The organism is Marinomonas gallaica (genome assembly GCF_001639745.1).
GTDB lineage: Bacteria > Pseudomonadota > Gammaproteobacteria > Pseudomonadales > Marinomonadaceae > Marinomonas > Marinomonas gallaica.
In genome coordinates this window covers 109,518-131,864 of record NZ_LTAX01000010.1, presented here as the reverse complement: position 1 = coordinate 131,864, position 22,347 = coordinate 109,518, and the positions used below count along the sequence as shown (strand labels likewise).

At 44.8% G+C, this 22,347-nt stretch carries 23 protein-coding genes; 16 read left to right on the top strand and 7 right to left on the bottom strand.

Going from position 1 to position 22,347, the window contains the following annotated elements; genetic code table 11:
* The first annotated feature begins 31 nt into the window (after positions 1 to 31).
* The 11 genes from AYW76_RS11400 (at position 32) to AYW76_RS11350 (ending at position 13,920) form a co-directional block, all read left to right on the top strand.
* Positions 32 to 955 carry a 1-aminocyclopropane-1-carboxylate deaminase/D-cysteine desulfhydrase gene (locus AYW76_RS11400; RefSeq protein ID WP_082866203.1) on the top strand — a complete coding sequence of 308 codons (924 nt, stop codon included), beginning with the start codon at positions 32 to 34 and terminating at the stop codon, positions 953 to 955.
* 176 nt (positions 956 to 1,131) lie between these two features.
* Positions 1,132 to 2,013: an NAD(+) kinase gene (locus tag AYW76_RS11395; protein ID WP_067220014.1), complete on the top strand. Its 882-nt coding sequence runs from the start codon at positions 1,132 to 1,134 to the stop codon at positions 2,011 to 2,013.
* Positions 2,014 to 2,028: 15 nt separating this feature from the next.
* Complete coding sequence (locus AYW76_RS11390) at positions 2,029 to 2,898, top strand: rhomboid family intramembrane serine protease (protein ID WP_067220010.1); 870 nt, start codon at positions 2,029 to 2,031, stop codon at positions 2,896 to 2,898.
* 30 nt (positions 2,899 to 2,928) lie between these two features.
* Positions 2,929 to 3,207 (top strand): YeaC family protein, encoded by a 279-nt coding sequence (locus tag AYW76_RS11385; protein WP_067038219.1) that lies wholly within the window; start codon positions 2,929 to 2,931, stop codon positions 3,205 to 3,207.
* Positions 3,204 to 4,031, top strand: a complete 828-nt coding sequence (locus AYW76_RS11380) for a DUF2797 domain-containing protein (protein ID WP_067220008.1) — start codon at positions 3,204 to 3,206, stop codon at positions 4,029 to 4,031. The genes AYW76_RS11385 and AYW76_RS11380 overlap by 4 nt, the downstream gene beginning before the upstream one ends.
* 10 nt (positions 4,032 to 4,041) lie before the next feature.
* Positions 4,042 to 6,675, top strand: coding sequence for an aminopeptidase N (pepN, locus tag AYW76_RS11375; RefSeq protein ID WP_067220004.1), 2,634 nt, complete (start codon positions 4,042 to 4,044; stop codon positions 6,673 to 6,675).
* A 123-nt stretch (positions 6,676 to 6,798) separates the two neighbouring features.
* Positions 6,799 to 8,511, top strand: coding sequence for a coiled-coil domain-containing protein (locus AYW76_RS11370; protein ID WP_067220001.1), 1,713 nt, complete (start codon positions 6,799 to 6,801; stop codon positions 8,509 to 8,511).
* A gap of 122 nt (positions 8,512 to 8,633) precedes the next feature.
* On the top strand, positions 8,634 to 12,362 hold the full coding sequence (gene metH, locus AYW76_RS11365) for a methionine synthase (protein WP_067219997.1): 3,729 nt from the start codon (positions 8,634 to 8,636) through the stop codon (positions 12,360 to 12,362).
* Positions 12,349 to 12,804: an SRPBCC family protein gene (locus tag AYW76_RS11360; protein ID WP_067219994.1), complete on the top strand. Its 456-nt coding sequence runs from the start codon at positions 12,349 to 12,351 to the stop codon at positions 12,802 to 12,804. The genes metH and AYW76_RS11360 overlap by 14 nt, the downstream gene beginning before the upstream one ends.
* A gap of 4 nt (positions 12,805 to 12,808) precedes the next feature.
* A complete protein-coding gene (cobO, locus tag AYW76_RS11355; RefSeq protein WP_067219990.1) occupies positions 12,809 to 13,417 on the top strand; it encodes a cob(I)yrinic acid a,c-diamide adenosyltransferase in 609 nt (202 codons plus the stop codon).
* Between the two features lie 185 nt (positions 13,418 to 13,602).
* Positions 13,603 to 13,920 carry a RidA family protein gene (locus AYW76_RS11350; protein ID WP_067220063.1) on the top strand — a complete coding sequence of 106 codons (318 nt, stop codon included), beginning with the start codon at positions 13,603 to 13,605 and terminating at the stop codon, positions 13,918 to 13,920.
* 6 nt (positions 13,921 to 13,926) lie between these two features.
* Here the strand turns inward: AYW76_RS11350 and AYW76_RS11345 are convergent, their stop codons facing one another.
* The 5 genes from AYW76_RS11345 to AYW76_RS11325 all read right to left on the bottom strand — a co-directional run bounded on the left by AYW76_RS11345 (position 13,927) and on the right by AYW76_RS11325 (position 17,792).
* The gene (locus AYW76_RS11345) at positions 13,927 to 14,427 is read right to left on the bottom strand and encodes a Crp/Fnr family transcriptional regulator (RefSeq protein ID WP_067219987.1); all 501 of its coding nucleotides are present in this window, start codon (positions 14,425 to 14,427) and stop codon (positions 13,927 to 13,929) included.
* Positions 14,428 to 14,567: 140 nt separating this feature from the next.
* On the bottom strand, positions 14,568 to 15,401 hold the full coding sequence (locus AYW76_RS11340) for an MOSC domain-containing protein (RefSeq protein WP_231872601.1): 834 nt from the start codon (positions 15,399 to 15,401) through the stop codon (positions 14,568 to 14,570).
* A gap of 143 nt (positions 15,402 to 15,544) precedes the next feature.
* Positions 15,545 to 16,711, bottom strand: a complete 1,167-nt coding sequence (locus AYW76_RS11335; RefSeq protein WP_067220059.1) for a type III PLP-dependent enzyme — start codon at positions 16,709 to 16,711, stop codon at positions 15,545 to 15,547.
* A 252-nt stretch (positions 16,712 to 16,963) separates the two neighbouring features.
* A complete protein-coding gene (locus AYW76_RS11330; RefSeq protein WP_067219981.1) occupies positions 16,964 to 17,383 on the bottom strand; it encodes a DUF6691 family protein in 420 nt (139 codons plus the stop codon).
* Between the two features lie 10 nt (positions 17,384 to 17,393).
* Entirely contained in the window at positions 17,394 to 17,792 is a 399-nt protein-coding gene (locus AYW76_RS11325) for a YeeE/YedE family protein (protein WP_067219977.1), read from the bottom strand.
* Positions 17,793 to 17,925: 133 nt separating this feature from the next.
* Between AYW76_RS11325 and AYW76_RS11320 the strand changes: the two genes are divergently transcribed.
* Positions 17,926 to 18,357 (top strand): DUF6942 family protein, encoded by a 432-nt coding sequence (locus AYW76_RS11320; protein WP_067219974.1) that lies wholly within the window; start codon positions 17,926 to 17,928, stop codon positions 18,355 to 18,357.
* The gene (locus AYW76_RS11315) at positions 18,350 to 18,790 is read left to right on the top strand and encodes a tellurite resistance TerB family protein (protein ID WP_067219971.1); all 441 of its coding nucleotides are present in this window, start codon (positions 18,350 to 18,352) and stop codon (positions 18,788 to 18,790) included. Before AYW76_RS11320 ends, AYW76_RS11315 begins: the two co-directional genes overlap by 8 nt.
* Before the next feature lie 126 nt (positions 18,791 to 18,916).
* Here AYW76_RS11315 and trmJ read toward each other — a convergent pair whose 3' ends face one another.
* Both trmJ and AYW76_RS11305 read right to left on the bottom strand, forming a co-directional pair.
* On the bottom strand, positions 18,917 to 19,687 hold the full coding sequence (gene trmJ, locus AYW76_RS11310; protein ID WP_067219967.1) for a tRNA (cytosine(32)/uridine(32)-2'-O)-methyltransferase TrmJ: 771 nt from the start codon (positions 19,685 to 19,687) through the stop codon (positions 18,917 to 18,919).
* Positions 19,688 to 19,716: 29 nt separating this feature from the next.
* Entirely contained in the window at positions 19,717 to 21,009 is a 1,293-nt protein-coding gene (locus tag AYW76_RS11305) for a J domain-containing protein (protein WP_067219964.1), read from the bottom strand.
* 129 nt (positions 21,010 to 21,138) lie between these two features.
* Between AYW76_RS11305 and moaC the strand changes: the two genes are divergently transcribed.
* The 3 genes from moaC to moaE are packed head-to-tail and all read left to right on the top strand — an operon-like array spanning position 21,139 to position 22,313.
* Positions 21,139 to 21,621 (top strand): cyclic pyranopterin monophosphate synthase MoaC, encoded by a 483-nt coding sequence (moaC, locus tag AYW76_RS11300; protein WP_067038196.1) that lies wholly within the window; start codon positions 21,139 to 21,141, stop codon positions 21,619 to 21,621.
* Positions 21,614 to 21,868: a MoaD/ThiS family protein gene (locus AYW76_RS11295; protein ID WP_067219961.1), complete on the top strand. Its 255-nt coding sequence runs from the start codon at positions 21,614 to 21,616 to the stop codon at positions 21,866 to 21,868. The genes moaC and AYW76_RS11295 overlap by 8 nt, the downstream gene beginning before the upstream one ends.
* Before the next feature lies 1 nt (position 21,869).
* Complete coding sequence (gene moaE, locus AYW76_RS11290) at positions 21,870 to 22,313, top strand: molybdopterin synthase catalytic subunit MoaE (protein WP_067219957.1); 444 nt, start codon at positions 21,870 to 21,872, stop codon at positions 22,311 to 22,313.
* Positions 22,314 to 22,347 lie beyond the last annotated feature (34 nt).

The window sequence follows — 22,347 nt, the reverse complement described above, 5'->3', positions numbered from 1 at the left end:
TTTGCTGTCTAGCGACTTTTTTGGAGAGGCTGTGCGTTTTGATTCATTGGTAATGCCTGATCAGGTTGATGATTCTGGTAAGGAATTCTTGATTTATCGTGGTGATTTGGAATGTAATATTGCGCCTGGGAATAAACAGCATAAGCTGAAATACCATTTGCAAAAGGCCTTAAGTGAAGGCTGTCAATATGTTGCTACCTTTGGTGGCCCGCACTCAAATCACATAGCTGCGTTTGTTGCTCGTTGTCAGACGTTAGGGGTTATGCCTCTGATTGTAGTGCGTGGCGAAACATGGGCTGAGTTGACGCCGACACTTAGGACTGCTGTAGCAGCTGGGGCTACTTTATTTCCCTGTGGTCGTCAGGATTATCGCCTTGGGTTGGCCTCAGAAATGAAACAGATTGTTGATGCTTACTATTCTGATGTGTATTGGTTGCCAGAAGGTGGGGCGGGCGCTTTGGGTGTCCTAGGCTGTTTGGATTGGGCAAGAGTTATTAGCCAAGATCAACAAGCAGAGGGGGCTCACTTTTGTGTCGCCAGTGGCACCGCGGTAACGGCGTCAGGGTTTGCTGCTTGCGGTATTGATTCACTTAGTGTCTTTTCGGCATTGAAGGGGGTGAGCAATCTTGCGGAGGATATCCAACTGTCATGTCAGCAAGCTGGTTTGCAAGTGACAGCAAAGTTAACGACGTTTGACGAGTGCTTGCATGGTGGTTTTGGGTGTATGAGCAAAGAGCTGTTGGTGTTTCTGCAAACACTCTATAGGTTAAATCCCGACATCGTATTGGACCCTGTTTATACTTCTAAGATGGTGTACCAAGTCTATCAAATGGAAAAAAAAGGCCTCTGGCCTCATAAACGAACATTATTTGTTCATACTGGTGGGTTACAAGGATGGCTAGGAATGAAGTCAGATCAGCAGCCCTACGGTGATCCGGTGCGGTTTTCGTGCTAATTCACATTGTCTGATCGGTTGTATAATAGCTTAGATGGTAGCTTCGTGTTACATTCTCACGTAATTCGGTTTATCTCTAATTAATTGAAACCAATACAAAATTAACTGCAAAGATGGCCGGTACTTACAAAAAGTGCTGGTGAGAGCAAAAATCAGTGACAGGAAAGATTGATTAAATGAGTCTTTTTAGACGAATTGGTATTATCGCTCGCTTAGATAAGCCACAAATCCTTGAAACAGTAAAACGCTTAACCGATTTTCTAATTGCGCAAGGTGTTGAGCCTGTGCTGGAAGAAGATTTGGCGACAATGATGTCGGGTGCTCACATTTCAGCTGCGCCGCTGAAAGAATTGGGTGACCGTTGTGACTTAGTCATGGTCGTTGGTGGTGACGGTAGTTTTCTTGGTGCGGCGAGAGCCATCATTGATTACGATGTTCCTGTACTGGGTATGAACCGTGGCACCTTAGGGTTTTTAACGGACATTTCCCCAATTGATTTTGAGAAAGAATTAGAGCCGATTCTTCGTGGTGAGTATCTAGAAGAAAAACGCTTTATGATAGAAGCTAAGATTAAACGTCAAAATCGTCCCAGTGGCGAAGGCATCGCGTTAAACGATTTGGTTCTTCATCCGGGCAAATCTGCTCGTATGATTCGTTTTGATCTCTTTATTGACGATCAATTTGTAATGAATCAAAAGTCTGATGGTTTGATCGTAGCAACCCCAACAGGCTCAACGGCGTATGCTTTATCTGCCGGTGGTCCAATAATGTTGCCAAAGCTTAATGCGCTGGTTTTGGTGCCGATGCACCCACATACATTAAGTAATCGTCCGATTGTGATTGACGCCGATGCGAATATACGCATCGTAGTCTGTGAGTCAAACCTCACTTACCCAAGTGTGAGCTGTGATGGGCAACTCAATATTACCGCTGCACCGGGTGACGAAATTCACATTACACGTCGTAAAGGCTTTATCCGTTTGATACATCCTAAAGATCATGACTTTTATGATGTTTGTCGCACTAAACTAGGATGGCAATCAAGCTATCGCCAATAGGGGCGGGCTATAACTATGGTTTTAATCTACGAATTCGCTGCCAATGAACACCCTCAGAATGTCAGTAAATTACTTTGGCAACAACGAATCAGTCATCGCATTGTTCAAGCCAGCGGTCACGATCAGTTATGGATCCTTGACCCCTCGGACAGTGAGCAAGCGCTAAATATCCTGCAGCTTTGGCAACACGATCCAGATGTGACACTGTCAGCAAGTGACAGCCCCAAAGTAAAAAAATCCCGCCCCAATAGTTTCCAAGATTGGCACAAATCCCCTATGACATTGGCGTTATTAATTCTAACGTCCGTTGTTGGCCTCGTCACAGGGCTTGGTGATTATCTTGATACTCTAGAATGGTTTACGATTTCCTCCTTTGACATTATCGGAAACCGAATTCAGTTCGATCCGCTGTCAGAAGTATTGGCTAAAGGTGAGTATTGGCGGCTGATTACGCCAGCCCTAATTCACTTTGGTGCGGCCCATTTAATTTTCAATGCACTGTGGGTGTGGGAAGTGGGACGAAAAATTGAACGACTGATGGGATCTTTCGTCTGGTTGATTTTTGCCGTATTTGTGATGATCGCCAGTAATGTTGGCCAGTACCTAATTAATGGTTACCCCTTGTTCGGTGGCTTATCGGGATTAGTATATGGACTAGTGGGATTCGCTTGGGTGATGCCGGTCCTGATTCGTGGCTGGCCAGTGATTATTTCAAAGCCGTTGATGGCCTTTTTTATTGTTTGGTTGTTAATCGGTTATACCGATGTGCTATCAGTATTTGGTTTAGGGTCTGTGGCGAATGAAGCGCATTTATTGGGCTTGGTATCAGGGTTGGCCTTTGCGGGTTTCTATAGCGTGATATGGAAGTTATTCAAAAAATATTGATGTGACCAATGAATTTGGTGTGAGTGACTTATGAATTTTAAAGATATGATCGAAAATATGACCCCAGAAATCTACGGTCGCTTAAAGCAGGCAGTGGAGTTGGGGAAGTGGCCGAATGGTGTAAAACTGACGCCAGAACAAACTGAGCTTTGCATGCAAGCTGTCATTACTTATGACTACACGAATAAGCCTGAAGAGCAGCGTGTCGGCTATATTGACCGAGAAGTCCACAGTAGTTGCGGTAGTAAGAAAGAAACACTCGAGCATGATACGGTGAAATGGGTTAGCAACCCGGATGCAAAAAAATGATGCATGGTAATCTAAGAAAAATGATGGCCAGCGCTGATTCGAATGGCAAAGTTAGTTATCAGCTCAGATTGGGTGACGAGCAGTTTCCTCTTGAACAAGCAATTGGGCAAAAAGTGTCGATTCAGTTTAGCGGTCAGATTAGCTGTATCCACTGCGGTCGAGCAAGTAATAAATCGTTTAGCCAAGGTTACTGTTATCCTTGTTTCAAAAAATTGGCGGCTTGCGACACGTGCATCATGAGTCCAGAAAAGTGTCATTACCACAAAGGTACATGCCGTGAGCCGGACTGGGCTGAAAAGTTCTGTATGCAGAGCCACTATGTTTATTTGTCTAATACAACCGCTTTGAAAGTTGGCATTACGCGTGGCGATCAATTGCCAACTCGTTGGTTGGATCAGGGTGCAACTCAGGCACGAGCGATGTTTTTAGTCGATAACCGTCGTACGTCTGGTTTGGTAGAAACCTTATTTAAAGATGAAGTGGCAGACAAAACTAATTGGCGCAACATGCTGAAAGGCAGTGATCTCACCATTGATCTAGCTGCGGAGCAGGAACGACTGATCAATCGATTATGGGAAGGCTTAGACAGCTTGCAGAATGAATTCGGATTGCAAGCTGTACAAGAGCTTGGTGACGACAACGTGACGCACGAATTCAGCTACCCTGTTTTAGAATACCCAACCAAAGTGACAAGTATCAATGCTGAAAAAACGCCCCTAGTGGAAGGTACCTTAATGGGTATTAAGGGCCAATATTGGATGCTTGATACAGGCGTTATCAACTTACGGAAGTACACCGGATACGAAGCGTCCTTTACGCTATAGGAGCCAAATCATGGCAGAGCAACAACCGTCAGCAATTTTTTTAAAAGACTACACAGTTCCAAATTTTCTAATCGATAAAACGGAATTGACGTTTGATTTAGATGAAACACAAACGATTGTTACTTCGCGTTTGCATCTGCGTCGTAACCCTGAGAGTAAGGCTCGTACATCGCCGCTTGAATTGAATGGCGGTGAGGATGTGAAGCTAATTGGTGTGGCGATTGATGATTACACGCTTCCCAAAGCAGAGTACGCAATTAAAAATGACAAGCTAGTAATTACAGCAACGCCTGATGAGTTTGTCCTGACTTGTGAGACGCTGATCGAACCACAGAATAATACCAAACTTGAAGGGCTGTACCGTTCCTCTTCAATGTTTTGTACCCAATGTGAAGCCGAGGGTTTCCGTCATATTACCTATTACCTAGATCGTCCGGATGTCATGTCAGTGTTCACCACAACCATTATTGCCGATGAGTCACGTTATCCCGTGATGCTGTCAAATGGCAATGAAGTGGCACGTGGCAAAACTGAAGAAGGTAAAACGTTTGTTACTTGGCATGACCCGTTCAAAAAACCTGCGTACTTATTTGCCTTGGTGGCTGGTAATTTAGAAGTGTTGAACGACAGCTTTACAACCATGAGTGGTCGAAAGGTTGCGTTGCAGATCTTTACCGAGAAACACAATATCGACAAAGTTGATTTTGCCATGGACTCTTTAAAGCGTTCTATGAAATGGGACGAAGAAGTGTATGGTCGCGAATACGATTTAGATATTTTTATGATCGTTGCTGTTGATGATTTCAATATGGGAGCAATGGAGAACAAAGGCCTTAATATCTTTAACTCCAGTTGTTTATTGGCCAGCCCTGAGACGACGACAGATGATGGCTACTTACGTGTTGAAGCCGTTGTTGCACACGAATACTTTCATAACTGGTCGGGCAACCGCGTTACATGTCGCGATTGGTTTCAGCTGAGCCTTAAAGAAGGTTTTACCGTTTTCCGTGATCAGTCGTTCTCTGCAGATACGCATTCAGACGTCGTAAAACGTGTAGAAGATGTGTCTTTTTTGAAGACTGCGCAGTTTGCCGAAGACGCCAGTCCGATGGCACATCCGATTCGCCCCGCTTCGTTTATTGAGATTTCAAACTTCTACACATTGACGATTTATGAAAAAGGCGCGGAAGTGGTGCGTATGATTCATACGCTATTGGGAGAAGAAGGTTTCCGCAAAGGCTCTGACTTGTATTTTGAGCGTCATGATGGCCAAGCAGTCACTTGTGATGACTTTGTTAATGCGATGGAAGCGGCTAACGATGTCGATTTAAGTCAGTTTAAGCGTTGGTATTCTCAAGCAGGCACACCTCGTTTACAGGTCACAGATCATTATGATGAGCAAGCCCAGACATACCATTTAACCATTGACCAAATGACGCCGCCAACGCCTAACCAGCCGACGAAGTTAGCATTGCATGTACCGGTGAAAGTAGGGCTTGTGGGTCAGAATAACCAAGCGTTAAGCTTTACCTTTGACGGCCAAAGTACCGACGAAGTGGTGTTACATGTTAATGATACTGAACAAACCTATGTGTTTGAGAATGTATCAGAGAAACCCGTACCATCTTTGCTGCGCGGTTTCTCTGCGCCGGTGAAATTGGATTATGCCTACAGCACGGAACAGCTGCTGCAATTGATGTCTGGCGATCCTGATGGTTTTAACCGCTGGAGTGCGTCGCAGCAACTGGCCGTCAATGAACTTAATGGTTTTGTTGAGCAGTTCCAACAAGGCGAAGCGTTATCAACTGAAACGCGTCTAGTCGACGGGTTTAAATCATTGCTTGCAGATGAAACACTCGACCCCGCGATGGTGGCATTAATCTTGTCACTACCAAGCCAAGCCTATTTGTCTGAGTTAGCCGTTAAAATTGATCCGCAAGCCATTAAAGCGGCTCGCGAGCACCTTCGTCAACTGGCTGCTCAGGCTTTAGAAACCGAGTTCAAACAGGTGTACGAAAGCAACACAGTAACTGGTGACTATCAAGCAAGTGCTGAGCAAATCGCTAAGCGCTCATTGAAAAATGCCGCCTTGATGTACTGGGTGGCATCAGGCAGTGCTGAAGCGAAAAGTGCGGTGGTGCGTCAGTACCGCAATGCGGATAATATGACGGATCAGTTTGCAGCATTAAGTTGCATTGTGCACTTTGAATTAGCGGAAGCAGATGAGTTGCTAAACGCCTTCTTCGAGCAATGGAAGCATGAATCATTAGTGGTAAATAAATGGTTAATGCTGAGTGCTGCACGTGAACAAGATAACGGCCTTGAGCAAATCAAGCAGTTAATGCTTCACCCCAACTTTGACATCAAGAATCCAAATAAACTGCGTGCGGTGATGGGTGGTCTTGGTCAGAATGTGGCGACGTTCCACAACCTTGATGGCAGCGGATATGCGTTTTTGGCAGACCAAATTATTCTGATGAATAAGCGTAATCCGCAGATTGCATCACGCTTGTGTACACCATTGACGCGTTGGCAACGCATGGTGCCAGCATTAGCTGAGAAAATGAAAGCAGAACTGGAGCGAATCGCAAGAGAAGACCTCTCCAAAGATGTTTATGAGGTGGTATCTAAAAGCCTTGCTTAAATAATAGAAAAGCGCTGGTCATACCAGCGCTTTTTTTTGTAAGGTAAACGTCAAGTAAGCACACTACAATAAAATGAATACCTTTCGGAAGTAAGAAAATTAGCTGGAGTGGGAGTAATAATAATGAAAAAGCCATATCGCTATGTTGTGCCGGTCGCTTTAGGTGTTGCCTTATCTGCCTGTAGCACCCAAACAACATATCAAGACAGCGCTGTTCAACAAACCAAGTTGCATTCTGTGCCAGCGGCTTCTGAAAATACTTCCGAACATGTTTCATCTTCAGATAATCGTTCTGAAATGGAAGCGTTGCGTCAACAATTAACTGAGAATGCCGATCAAATGGCTCGTTTGACGGCTAAGTTAGATGATAAAGATCGCCAGCTTTCTCAGTTAATGCAGGGAGATAAAGAAGCCAGCTTGCTACTTCAAATGCGTCAGATCGAAGCTGAGCGTGATGCCTTGGAAATTCAGTATAATCAACTGCGCTTGGAGAACGATCGACTCACGGCTAAAATTGAGCGTTTAGAAAATGACGTCCAGATCGCTCAACAGACGATATCAGAGCGTAAAGTCGATTTTATGGAGCTTAATAAAAGCTTCAGAACGTTAGACAGCGCGCATTTTGCTTTGTCAAAAGATTATCGAGATCTTTCTGTTGAGCATGCGCACCTTAAAAGTCAGTATAAAATGCTGCAAGACAAAAATCTCCAGTTAGCTGAAACCTTGGACACCTTAGGGCAAGAGAATTTGACGCTTGGTGGTGCATTGTCAGAGGCGCGTGCTCAGCACCAAGTACTGTGGGACAAAATTCGCGTACAAAGCAATGTTATTGATACGTTGCAAAATCAAAATGCCGAGTTGCACCGAAAAGGGCGGCTTGTTATTGCGGCGGATGATTCAGCCCCCGAGGCGGCTGATAATAGCGCGCAATTAGAAGCGAAAGTAGCGCGATTGCAGGCTGAACTGTCGGCGCAAAACAATTTGATTTCAGGCTACCAATCCGATGTCGTGAAATTAGAAGCGGCGCTTCAGCGTCAAGAGGATGATTTGGGTAATCAGCTGCAATCACTGGAGTCTACCTATCAAACCGCAGCGCAGCGCAATCGTGAGCTTGAACGTGAGTTGGCACAGCTTAAACAGAGATTGGCATCACAAGAAACCAAGGCTGAGAGCTTGGCTCAGGAACTGCAATCAAGCGCAGCCGAAAAACAGCAGATGATGGCTCAGCTAGTAGAGCTTAGAGCACGCAATGATTCCTCTGCCCAAGCAATTAAAACACTACAAGCTCAATCCGTTGTACAGGCTGAAGAAAAAGCCTTGCTTGAGAATCAAGTGAACAACTTGATTCCCTTTGAAGGAGCGGTTTTATCTCTTCAAAACCAACTTAAAAGCGAGCTGACCAATGTTCGCTGGTCGCTGCCGACCTCTGCGAATCTTCATGATACGTTTGAAATACAGTTGTCAGCCGATGTGGCGAGCCCTGTGCAAGGCCAAACTTATTACGCCGAGCTGTTTGTCGACAGTGCATTGAATATGATGAGTGCCGCTGAAGCCGAGTCCACTCTTAATCAAGGTCAGCTGAATTTTCGTTGGCGTTTAAGTGGTTTAAATGAGCGTCCCAATGCAACCATGAATGTTTCTGTTACACAAGAAGTGAATTATGACGGTGAAATTATCTTGCGTAAGATTTACCGAGACACTGAAAGTGTCGAGTTGATTTCTACTGATTGGCTTAATAAATATGGCTTTTGGGGAGCTGCAATCTTGGGTGGCTTGCTGTTAGGCTTTGCTGTTGGAAAGTTAGGTCAAAGCAATCGTTCTGAAAGACGCGTCTAAGCAATTGCCATGCTTGATCGCGCCACTGATCCACAATCACTCAACTTGCCATTACTAAAATTCAACCACTAAGGGTGCGGGTTTGCTATAGTACGCTCGCATAAATTTTAGAGGTAGTGACAGTGGTTAAGTCTGATTCGTATGACGTTATCGAAAGTCGTTTAAAAGATAATATCCTAATTCTGGACGGTGGTATGGGTACCATGATCCAGAGTTATAAATTTGAAGAGCAGGATTATCGTGGCGAGCGCTTTAGCGATTGGCATAGTGAATTAAAAGGCAACAATGACTTACTGTCATTAACTCAGCCTCAAGTCATTAAGGCGATTCATTCAGCGTATCTTGAAGCGGGCTCAGATATTATTGAGACCAATACGTTCAACGCCAACTCCATTTCAATGCTTGATTACCATATGGAATCACTCAGCTATGAAATTAATTTTGAGGCTGCGAAGTTAGCTCGTGAAGCAGCGGATGAATTCACCGCACAAAACCCAAATAAACCTCGTTTCGTAGCCGGTGCAGTGGGACCTACTAGCCGTACTTGCACCATCTCGCCAGATGTTAATGATCCTGGCTATCGTAACGTTACGTTTGATGAGCTGGTGAATGCCTATACCACTTCGATTGATGGTTTAATCAAAGGTGGCGCCGATTTATTATTGATCGAAACCATTTTCGATACGTTGAATGCGAAAGCTGCAATCTTCGCTGCGCTGCAATACTTTGAAGATCACAATATGCGTTACCCGATTATGATTTCCGGTACCATTACCGATGCATCAGGGCGCACGCTGTCGGGGCAAACAACCGAAGCCTTCTGGAACTCTATATCTCACGCACGACCTATATCCGTGGGTCTTAACTGTGCCTTGGGGCCTAAAGATCTTCGCCAATACGTGGAAGAGTTATCCAATATCGCTGATACCTACGTCTCAGCTCACCCGAATGCGGGCTTACCAAATGCCTTTGGTGAATACGATGAGTCGCCAGAAGAAATGCTGGAAGAAATTCAGTCTTGGGCGGATTCGGGCTTCTTGAATATCATTGGTGGCTGTTGTGGTACTGAGCCTGCCCACATTAAAGCGTTTGCTGATGCATTTTTAAATGCAGCGCCTCGTGTAATTCCAGATATTCCTAAAGAATGTCGCCTTGCTGGTCTTGAACCCTTTAATATCAGTGATCAAAGTTTGTTTGTTAACGTAGGTGAGCGCACCAACGTAACCGGCTCAGCGATGTTTAAACGCCTTATTAAAGAAGGCGATTTTGATACAGCGCTAGATGTCGCTCGCCAGCAAGTTGAAAACGGTGCTCAGATCATCGACATCAACATGGACGAAGGTATGCTGGATTCAGAGGCGGCCATGGAACGCTTCTTGAAGTTGATTGCCTCTGAGCCAGACATCTCTCGTGTGCCGATTATGCTGGATTCCTCTAAGTGGGAAATCTTAGAGACGGGTTTAAAAAACATCCAAGGTAAGGGTGTTGTGAACTCGATCAGTATGAAAGAAGGCGAAGAAAAGTTCATTGAACAAGCCAAGCTGCTGATGAAGTATGGCGCTGCGGTCATCGTGATGGCTTTTGATGAAGTAGGTCAAGCCGATACACGCGAGCGTAAAATCGAAATTTGTCGTCGTTCATACGATATCTTAGTGAACCAAGTTGGTTTTCCGCCAGAAGACATTATTTTTGATCCAAATATCTTTGCCATCGCAACGGGTATTGAGGAGCATAACCGCTACGCATTGGATTTTATTGAGGCGACAGCGGATATTAAACGCGAACTGCCGTATGCCAAAGTGTCTGGTGGTGTATCGAACGTGTCCTTCTCGTTCCGTGGTAACAATCCAGTTCGTGAAGCCATTCATGCCGTATTCTTGTATCACGCCATTAAAAATGGCATGACAATGGGTATTGTTAACGCTGGTCAGTTAGCCGTTTATGAAGATATTCCTGTGCGTCTGCGTGACGCCGTAGAAGATGCTGTATTGAACCGTACGCCAGATGCAACGGATAACTTGTTGGCCATTGCAGGTGAGTTTGTGGGCACGGGCGAAGCGGTTGAAAAAGAAACGCAAGAGTGGCGAGGTTTACCCGTTGGTGAGCGTCTGACTCACGCTTTAGTAAAAGGCATCACGGAATTCATTGATGATGATACCGAAGAAGCTAGACAACTGTTTGATCGACCGCTACAGGTGATTGAAGGGCCATTGATGGATGGCATGAGCGTAGTGGGGGATCTATTTGGTTCCGGTAAGATGTTCTTGCCTCAGGTGGTCAAATCCGCACGTGTTATGAAAAAAGCGGTCGCTTACTTGATGCCGTTTATCGAAGAAGAGAAGCTGCGTAACAAGTCAACGGCGTCATCCAGTGCTGGTAAAGTTATCATGGCCACCGTAAAAGGCGACGTGCACGATATCGGTAAAAACATCGTAGGTGTGGTCCTTCAATGTAATAACTTTGAAGTGATTGATCTGGGTGTCATGGTGTCTTCTGAAAAGATTTTGCGTACTGCGAAAGAAGAAAATGCAGATATTATTGGTTTGTCTGGTTTGATCACACCTTCCTTGGACGAAATGGTGCACGTTGCTAAAGAAATGCAACGTCAAGATTTTCATATCCCTGTGATGATCGGTGGGGCGACAACGTCTAAAGCCCATACCGCCGTTAAGATCGAGCAAAACTATAAAAACAACCAAGTTGTCCATGTGACCAATGCGTCGCGCAGTGTTAGCGTTGCCAGCGCCTTGGTAACCAAAGATGAAGAGCGTCGTGCGAAGTTTATTGCCGAAGTTCAAGACGATTATGAAAAAACACGTATGCGTTATAAAGACCGTGCCAAAGCAGGGCGTCGCGTATCGCTTGATAAAGCGCGCTTAAATAAAACGCCCATTGATTTCTCAAGCATCAAAACGCCAAACAAATTGGGTGTCACGGTTTTCGACGCGGCTGACATCGATTTTAATGAAGTGCAGAACTACATTGATTGGACGCCATTTTTCCAAACGTGGGAGTTGGCGGGGGCTTACCCTCGAATCCTAACGGATAACGTTGTGGGTGAAGAAGCAACGCGCTTGTTTCAAGACGCTAAAGAAATGTTGGCTACAGTTATTAATGAAGGTTGGTTGGACGCCAAAGCAATTGTTGGCTTGTTCCCAGCGAATCAGGTCAATGATGACGATGTTGCGATTTACTCCGATGAAAGTCGTGAAAGTGAAGTGATGCGCCTGAACTTTTTGCGTAATCAGAATGAGCTGACAGCCGCTGGCAAATACAACCAGTGTTTGTCTGATTTCGTAGCACCAAAAGAGCAGGGTAATGATTACATTGGTGCGTTCGCATGTGCGGCAGGTTTTGGGATTGATCCGATTGTCGCCCGTTTTGAGGCCGATCATGATGACTATAATTCGATTATGATTAAAGCGGTTGCTGACCGACTAGCAGAAGCAACGGCTGAGTACCTTCACCTTAAAGTACGTAAAGAGCTTTGGGGTTACGCGTCGGATGAGTCTTTGACAAACGAAGAGCTGATTAAAGAACGCTATAAAGGGATTCGACCTGCACCGGGCTACCCAGCTTGTCCTGATCATACCGAGAAAGACAAGTTATGGCAGCTGCTAGATGTGGAAGCAAAGACTGGTATCAATCTCACGGAAAGTTATGCAATGTTGCCGACGGCTGCAGTCAGTGGCTGGTATTTTGGTAACGAAGAAAGTAATTACTTCGGTGTTGGTAAAATTGGTCCAGACCAAGTGGATAGTTACGCAGAGCGCAAAGGTATGAGCAAAGATGATGCTGAGCGTTGGTTAGCACCTAATTTAGGATATGATCCAGAGGATGACCGCATCTAATTCCCCTTTCTCTCTTCAAGCAGATGTCTTGCTGCCGATCCCAAGCCTTATGGCTTGGGATCTTTTAACGTCTCCTACTCAATATCAATGGAACCGCGCTTTGCAGAAGTTTGAAGCGAGCTTGGGGTTCCATACCGGCTCAAAGTTGCAATTAACGCTTCAATCATTGCGAGGGCCGTTATCTTTGGTTGCGGAAGTGGTTGAATCGACTCCGGGTAAATTGCTTACTTTCGAGAGTTCGTTTCGATGTCTGTTTTGTAGACATCATGAGAATTGGTCATTTACGTTTATTGAAGAGTCGTCTTCAGCGGTATGCTTAACAATTCGATACAGTTTATCGGGTGCCTTCGCTGCAAGGGTTTGGGATGAAAAGAAATTAATCGTAAATAATATATTAAATTTATGGTTAGAAAGTATTAAGCAACAAGCTAAGAGGATGTAGAGCTATGGCTAAAGCAATTCATGATCCAGAGAAGCATGCTGAGCGCATGCAAAAAATCAAACAGCACGTTGATAAGCGCATTGAAAAAGCCCAAGAAGAGAAGGGCACGTTTGTGCTATTAACGGGTAACGGTAAAGGTAAGTCTAGCTCGGCATTAGGTATGGTGGCACGTGCGTTAGGCCACAATATGAAGGTAGGTGTTGTGCAGTTTCTTAAGGGTGAGTGGAACACCGGTGAGATCGACTTTTTCAAAGCCCACCCGAACGTAACGTGGCATATAATGGATACGGGCTTTACTTGGGAGAGTCAGAATCGTGAACAAGATATTACCAGTTCGGTTCAAACTTGGGCAAAAGCAGAAGCTCTATTGGCAGATGAAGAATACGATCTGGTTGTATTAGATGAACTGACGTATTTGTTGCATTACGAATACCTTGATGCCGACAATGTGCTGAAAGCGCTTATGAATCGCCCATTGATGCAGCATTTAGTTGTAACTGGCCGCGGTGCGAGTGATGAGCTGATTGAGCTAGCTAATACGGTCAGCGAAATCAAAGAAATAAAGCATGCCTTCAAGCGTGGTATTAAAGCGCAAAAAGGCCTTGAATATTAATAGGCCGCAGAAAACTTGGCAAGAAATAGTCGATTCAGCTTCCAGTGCTTATCTTTACAGTGTTATAGCATTGCTTTCCAATAGATTTCAGTTTAATAAACTGTATTTTGCCTGTTAAGATAGGCTTTTTAACTTAACGGAGAAAGCCAGTGTCAAGCATTGAACGTCAAGAAGTCAGCCAGCGCATGAGTCGTATTGTTAAGCATAATGGTATGGTGTTTTTATGTGGTCAAGTGGCGGCTGATGCCAATACGGATATCACTGAACAGACGCAAACTATGCTCGATAAAGTAGATGTTTTACTTGAGCAAGCAGGTTCAGATCGCGAGCACATGCTTTCAGCAACCATTTATGTACGAGACATGAAAGACTTCGCTGCGATGAATGCCGTTTGGGATGCGTGGGTTCCTGAAGGTCACGCGCCAGCAAGAGCTTGTGTTGAAGCTAGAATGGCGCGTCCTGAATTGTTAGTAGAAATCTCTGTTGTTGCTGCAGAGAAATAAGCTGTTTTAATGTTTGCTTAAATCAACGCTAATACCAGCGTCGGCCAGTGTACGGCTCAATACTTGAACGTTGCGAGCCATATCTCGTGAAAGATTTAATATCAAAATTCCAAAATCGAACGCGAAGCGATCGTGGAACTCACCAAACACGTTGTAGTCGATTTTCAATAGCACTGAATCTGTTTCTGCGACGGCATGGCCGTTGCGGGATGACAGTGAAATCATTGTTACATACCCAAGCGCTTGCCCAAACGATACTCTACGAATAAGTGATGATGCATCATCGCTATCACGGTAATAGCAGAGGGTGCCTTCAATAATGATGTAAAAGTTGTCGCCTTTGTCATCATCTTTGAAAAGTTGCTCCCCAGCTTTAAGCTCTATTAGGTCTCCTCTATGAACTAAATATTCAATAGAAGAAGGACTAAGCGCACCAAATATTGATCCTGTCTTTAGCGTCTCTGGGCTGAGATCGTAAGGGCAGTTTTTAGCGTTGACTGTATTCATAACAATCACCTCCCTATGAACTAAGCTTATGCTTGAACCCAGCAATTAACCATATACTTTCCATAGAGTTTCGTTTCAAACCGTAATCAAACTAATTCATTGTTCAATTTAAATGTATGAACTGCGTAAGCAACATCTCATTAACGCTTATCTGTGTAAGCGTACGGTGTTTGATATTCAAGTATTTCGACCTCATCACCAACCGCGATTACTCCCTCGTTTTCAGTCACAAGATTGACCCCAAAGGTAACGCCTTCTTTATCAAATAAACGATATTTTGCTAAAGTTCGAAGTGGTTCACCTTTTGGGCTACGTTCAGCGGTATCAGGATCTAGTGTTATGAAAAGGCATCTTACGCAGGGTTTCACATTTTCAAAAATGACATCACCAATACGTATGCGTTTCCATGTGTCTTCGTTAAAGGCTTCGTTACCGGAGATAACAATATTGGGCCGAAAGCGTTCCATCTCGTTTATTTGGGGGCCGCTTTTATTTAGATCATCTAATGAGGCTTGGGTAGTCAATAGAAACGGATAGCCGTCGGCAAAGGCAACTGGCTGATCAGGCCTGCGGCTGGTAAAGCGTGTCGAATGCTCACCAAAATACACAAGTTCAACCGGTTGATTCAGTAATTCGCTAAACCAAGCATTTGCTGAAGGATGGGTGATGTTCGCTGAAACAAGCTTTTCCCATATTTCGGTCTCTCGGTATTCATTTGTAAAGGTCTCAATCTCTAAAGGTAGAGGATTGCTCATGCTCGGGTGCGTTAATACTAGGCCATGTTGCACCGATTTGGCATCAATCAGCGTTAATTGTGGGTATTCTCGTGCGGTTAGGAATAGACCTTCTTTATTGATAACCATAAAGCGTCGGTCAAATAGCAAGCCGCTTTGAGTGACTGGAGATGCTTGAAGCGGAACAGCTTGGCAAGATTTAACGGGGTAAATATAGAGGCCTGAAACGATAAGGGACACGACGAATCCTTGCTGCATTGAATGGGTAGTCATTAGATTACTACGTTCAAAAAAGGATAAAAATACCGAATGAACACAAAAAAGCCCCTCAGGTAAAAACCAGAGGGGCTTTAGGTATTACTTTAGTGAAGTAGGGCGCTAAATTAGATGCAGTACGACTTCAATGGTGGGAAACCATTGAATTCAATCGCGCTGTAAGTGGTTGTGTAAGCGCCTGTGGATAGCCAGTACAACCGATCGCCAATAGCTAGGTTCAGTGGCAGTCCATACTTGTAATGTTCGTACATGATGTCTGCACTGTCACAGGTGGGTCCTGCGATAATAACTTCCTCAAGTTCCCCTGTTTTCTCAACATGAATAGGGTACTTAATGGATTCATCCAGTGTTTCAATCAAGCCAGAGAATTTACCGACATCGGTAAAAATCCAGCGGTTCAATGCTGTATGCGATTTACGTGAAATCAAGACCACTTCACTGACCAAAATGCCGGCATTAGAAATCAGTGAGCGGCCTGGCTCAAGAACAATGCGTGGCATTTTTGCGCCGAAGTCTTCTTCAAGAAAGCGCGTGATCTCTTCAGCATACGTTGCTAAGTCATTTGTTCGACTAATGTAGTTAGCAGGGAAACCGCCACCCATATTAATCATTTGTAATTCGATACCATCTTCTTTTCTAAGGCGTTCGAAGATAAAGCGAACGCTCGCGATTGCGGCATCCCATGCGCCGATATCACGTTGCTGGGAACCTACGTGGAATGACACACCGTAGGGTTCTAAGCCAAGCTCTTTAGCAAGAATCAACAGATCCATGGCCATGTCTGGGCGACAACCAAACTTACGAGACAAAGGCCAGTCAGCGGATACAGTGCCTTCCGTTAAAATACGTACGTAAATGCGTGAACCAGGTGCGGCTTTTGCAATGTTGCGAAGGTCCGCTTCTGAGTCAGTCGCGAACATACGCACACCTTGCTCATAAAAGTAACGAACATCCGCCGCTTTTTTAATCGTGTTACCGTAACTGACTTGGTCAGGAGATATACCGCCAATAGCAAACAGCTTGTCTAATTCGTAGCGTGAAGCGACATCAAAGTTTGAGCCGCGATCCCGAAGGAGACGTAAAATCTCTGGTGCTGGGTTAGCTTTGATGGCGTAAAACACATCGGCTGTAGGGAAGCCTTTTGTTAGCTCAGTATAAGCCTCGTCAATCATCTGTGTGTCGATGACAACAAAGGGGGTTTCTTTGGTATCAGCAACCGCTTTGATACGGTTGAATTGCTCTGGTGTGTAAAAAGAATGAACGTCAATTGACATGGCGCATTGCTCCTCATCTTGAAAAAACATAATCCGAAAATACGCCTTTACCTCCCTCCATCCTACTTTTGGCTGTTACTTATCCGGCCAATTTGGCCTTAAGCGACGAGCGCAGCAGTTGAAGCGGTGCGGAAAATGTTCAGCAACGACGCGAGGCGAAATTTATGATGCAAAGTGCGCTGCGTCAAGAATTTTTTGTACTTTTTTAAAGATATAAAAAAGGCCCCGAAGAGCCTCTGATTGTATAGTGTTCTAACTATTTTTTCGATGGTTTTGAAAGTGAAATAATCCAGCCCCTGCAATTAATGCTCCGACAAAGTAAACCGCTTCGGCTGGGTTATTGGTAAGTGCCGTTAAGCCTGGACCAGGGCAGTAGCCACTTAACCCCCAACCTATACCAAACATAGCGGAGCCAATAATCAGGTTTTTATCTATATCCCGGCGCGTTGGCACATACCATTTATCGGCTAACCAAGGTTTCGTGCGGCGGTTACGAATGACATACCCTAGCATACCTATTGCTACAGCCCCCCCCATAACAAATACTAAGGATGGGTTCCAGTTGCCAAAGATGTCTAAGAATCCCAGTACAATTGCAGGATTTGTCATCTCAGAAACAGCAAGCCCTAAGCCAAATAAAAGACCCGTTAAAAACGTTACAAGTGCGATCATACATAAACTCCTATTTAGTTAGGAACACAGTCAAAATAGCGGTCGCCATAAAAATGACTGTCGCAACAAGAGAACGAGGCGAAAGCCTTGATAGGCCGCACACACCGTGTCCACTGGTGCAGCCACTGCCCATCCTGGTGCCATAACCGACCAATAACCCCGAAACAATCAATAGCAAGGGGTTACGCAGCTCAGGAAAAGGTACAGACGGTTCGATCAATACACCGTATGCACTGCCTCCGATAATAAGCCCAGCGATAAATATAACTGGTAACAGACGCTCTTTACTAAAAAGTGCTTGTGCCAATATGCCACTGATACCAACCACCTTGCCGGTGAGTAGTAAATATGCAGCGGTTGAAAGCCCTATTATTAGGCCCCCCATAAGAGGGTAAATGTAAGCATCCATATAGGTTTAGTCTCAAAAAGTGAACTTAATATAAGTATAATCTAATATATCTATTGTGTGTAGTGCCGATTAAGGAAATTGACCAGGAAGCTAGCATCTGTCGTTTTGTTAAAAATAAGCTTATTATCCGTCTATGAATTTCCTATTACCTAACCCACCTATATTACCGGATGGCTGCGCGAACTACCTTCACTGCAGTCCCGTTGATCTCATTTCGATCAATGGCAATCATTGGCGCAAAATTCTCACAATCATTGCAAAATTGAGCGCTAAGCCTGATGAAGATTGGCGTATAGTTAGAGATCAATACATTTGGCAGCGTGTACGTTTGTATTTTTGTTTTAACGACCTACCAAATACTGAGCAATATCTTTTTATTGTCGGTAAAACTTTTGAGAAAGAGTGCGCCATTCCATTTGATGGTACGTATTTGGGGGATGAGAAACATCATGCAATCAAAAAAGGGGCGACTTATTGGGTGCCATATTTGGATTATCGGCAGTTTCCCAATGCCCTAATTGACACGCTCCGCCACCAAATTTATCGAGATGAATATTATGATTAACGCCATTAAAAGTCTGTTTAGCTCAGCTCAAGAAGCACAAGACCCCATAAGCTATCAACGTGCCGTGACGGCGTTGCTACTTGAAGTGATAATTGCCGATAATGAAATTCACCCGTATGAAGAGCAGGCGGCAAAAGACGCCATTAAAGCCGTTAGTGATCTAGGCGACGACGTAGACCGTCTTTTTGATGAGGTTAAGAGTACCATTGAAGATGCAAACGACGCCTATCAATTTACCAAAGTTGTTAATGAACAAGCCACACTAGAGCAAAAATTTGAGCTGTTAAAATGCTTATGGCGAGTGGCCTACGCAGATGGCAATCTAGACGCGTACGAAGATCAACGAATTCGTAAAATCAGTGAACTTTTGTTTATGCAGCATTCTGAATTTATTCAGGCTAAGCTTGCTGTGCAAAACGAACATAAAAATTAAACCTATCAGCCGTTTCTCCGACGGCGATTTGGAGTTATATCCCAGATGAAATCAGGTCGTACGAGCCGTCTCCCGACGGCGATTTAGAATCTGTAGATCCCCGATAGAATCGGGTCGTACGTTTGTTTATTCTTGTTCTTGTTCTTGTTTGGCTTTCTTTACTTCGTGGCTCATGCCTTCGTTTAAGCCCGCTTCGCGATCGACGGCAGCTAACATGCCTCGTAAGATCCCCAGTTCTTGTTTCTCTGGGCGAGAACGGTTGAAGAAGCGCTTGAGCTTATCCAATACCTTGCCTGGGTGATTGCGTACGACAAAGTTAATTCCATACAGGGTTTCTTCTAGGTGCTCGTAGAATAAGTCCATTTCCTTTTTGCGCGGATACTCAGGAACAGACTTCTCGTGCATGGTTTCATTTTGGTGCGCCATCCAAATTTCGTAGGAGACGATTTGTACAGCTTGAGAGATATTAAGCACAGGGTATTCATCGTTTGCGTCAATGTACACTTGGCGGTGACACTGAGCAATTTCATCGTTTAATAGGCCCATTGTCTCGCGGCCAAACAAAATCGCAATGTTATGATCTTTCGCTTCTGGAATAACCGCTTCTGCACACTCGCGCGCATTCATAATTGGCAGCTGGAAAGTACGATGACGAGCACTGGTTCCGATGACAAGGCTGCAATCAGAAATGGCTTCTTCAAGCGTATTAACGACCGTTGCATTTTCGAGTAAATCGACGGCACCGGCTGCACGGCTCGTTGCTTCTTCAGAAGGGTAATCATTTGGGTCTACTAAATATAAATTAGAAAGCCCCATGTTCTTCATGGCGCGAGCGATAGCGCCAATATTACCTGGGTGGAATGTGTTGATTAGGACAATGCGAATATTGCTGAGCATGAAAATGGTAACTCGTTTACGTTATCGGATTACGGCGAAGTGAGGTTTCTAAGTGTGAGCGATTGTTCAGTGCTGGCGAAAGTCACCTGATCCAACACGACACGTTGTTGCTCATCAAAGAGAAAACGCTGGCAAGCCTGATGATACAGCGAACCTGTCTCCAACACCAACCGGTAGTTACCTTTCGGTATAAAGTTGGCGGCAAAGGGTTGATTGGCATGTAGGTAGACAGAAAAGGGGGGTTGTCCCTCTAATGACTGAAAGGTTAGTAGGCTAGAAGTAGGCAGTTGGTTCAATATACGTAAACGGCTGTTACCGGACGCATCACCTATTACTTGACCATGACTTGGGGCGATACCTGGATGGCCAATGCAACCAGTTTGCAACGCATTTTCAGCGCTTCCAAATGCAAAGTTTTCGGCTTTCGCCCACCCAGTCGAACCATTGTAGCTCAGGGTCAGCCAATCACTGTCTGCTTTTAAAACTTTTACATCTTTCATGCTCGGGATTGCCGTCTTAATAGAGGAGGCGACACTGGGCTCAGTAAATAAGCGGGTGTCTCGTAGCGTATAGTGCTCCCCCAATTGATATTGGGGATACAAACCGCTGATGTACGCTGCTCCGGTATTATCTTGGTCAGTGTCGAGTAATTCATCAAAAAAAGCGGCACTGTAAAGCCCCATTGTAAACGTTGCAATGTAGGTGCATGCAACAAAAGCGGATTTTGCCGCATTAAGACGAATGGATTTTTTGACTGGTTTAGAGCGCGTATTAGCGTCTTGGTGAGTCGTGAAAGAGGGGTCTGTATGCGCTTGGCTTTGTGGTTGATCCGCGGAGGAATCGTACTCGGCATAGCCTTGCTCAGTTGTTTGCGTATTGTCCGTTTTACGCATTTCTTCATAGAGCGCATTCATTCTGCGTTGGTGCAAGGTGCTACGGGCTGCTTTTAGCGCTTCTTCACGCGCTCTTTCTTGCCCAGCATTGCCACGTTTCATTTCCTCGTAGGCGCGTTGTTGCTCTTTAACGTATTCCTTTTGTTTTACATCGCTTTCAAATTCATGGCGTGTAAAATCCGACTTATTCGAACGAGTTGCACGTTCAGTAAACGAGTAAGGCTCCCAACTTTGTCCCTGACTTCGCTTAATAGCGGATAAAACATTTTGATACGCGTCATGAATACGTTGGAAGTGTTCGGTTGTGTCTTGTCCTGGGTTCTTATCAGGATGAAAGCGACGCGCTAAGCGACGGTAGGCGGCTTTGGCTTCCTGCTCCGTTGCATTGGTGGGCAATTCAAGAAGATTAAAATCGTCGATTAGGCTCATAGGTTCAACTTACGTCAATTTGCATGCATTATGCCTTAATAACGTCTGAGTACAAAGACGTAGTCTGTTCAGGGCTTGATTTGTCCTGAAGATTTGCCACTATAGGCATTTTTTGACGGCAGTAGTGATATGAGCGACACATTGACCCATCTAGATGCGAACGGCAACGCACACATGGTTGACGTAAGTGACAAAGAAATTACCAAGCGAACAGCCACGGCTCGCTCTGTAGTTAAAATGCTACCAACCACATTGAAAAAAGTCATTGAAGGTGGTTTGCCGAAAGGGGATGTGTTGGCGACAGCGCGTATCGCGGGCATTCAAGCAGCGAAAAAGACCCCAGACTTAATTCCATTGTGTCATCCATTGATGCTAACTAAAGTAAACGTAGACATTAATGTACTCGATGATCAACACATCGAGATCCTGTGTACGTGCTCGCTAAGTGGTAAAACGGGAGTTGAGATGGAAGCGTTGACTGGCGCGAGCGTCGCGGCTTTAACGCTTTATGATATGTGCAAGGCCGTTGACAAAGGCATTGTTATTTGTGAAACGGCTTTGTTAGAAAAGCACGGTGGCAAAAGCGGTTCATGGAGCGCAAACAATGGCTAATGTAAAAATTGTATTTTTTGCTTCATTGCGAGAAAGCATGCAGTGTGACGAATTAGAAAGAAGTTTCGATGCACCGTTAACGGTCCGTCAGTTAAAGGAGCAACTGGCGTCAGAGCTTAATCAACCTTCTTTATTGACGGAAAAAGTGAAAGCCGCGATTGACTTTGATTTCGCCCGTGACGAAGACCTTATTGATGTTCTCACCGTGAAAGAAGTGGCTTTCTTTCCGCCAGTGACTGGAGGTTAGTGTGATCAGTGTTCAAGAAGCCGATTTTCATGTTCAAACTCTCTACGACTCCCTCTGTGTCGCCCACAAAACCGGTGCCGTTGCGATGTTTGTTGGCCGTGTCCGTGATTTTAGCGACGATCCAACACAATCGAGTTTCATGCTAGAGCATTACCCAGGCATGACTGAGCATAATATAGTGAAAATTGTTGAAGAAGCGAGGCAGCGTTGGACTCTTTTGGATGTAAAAGTGGTACACCGTGTCGGGAAACTATCAGTCGACGACCAAATCGTCTTTGTAGGCGTTTCATCCGCACATCGTGCTGAAGCATTCGCTGCATGTGATTTCATCATGGATTACCTGAAAAGCCGCGCCGCATTCTGGAAAAAAGAAATCACGCCTGAAAAAGAAGAATGGGTCGAAGCGAAACAGAGCGATGAGGCAAGTTTAAAGCGCTGGACGTAATAGCGTATTGAAATCAAAAAAATTATTGAGGTTT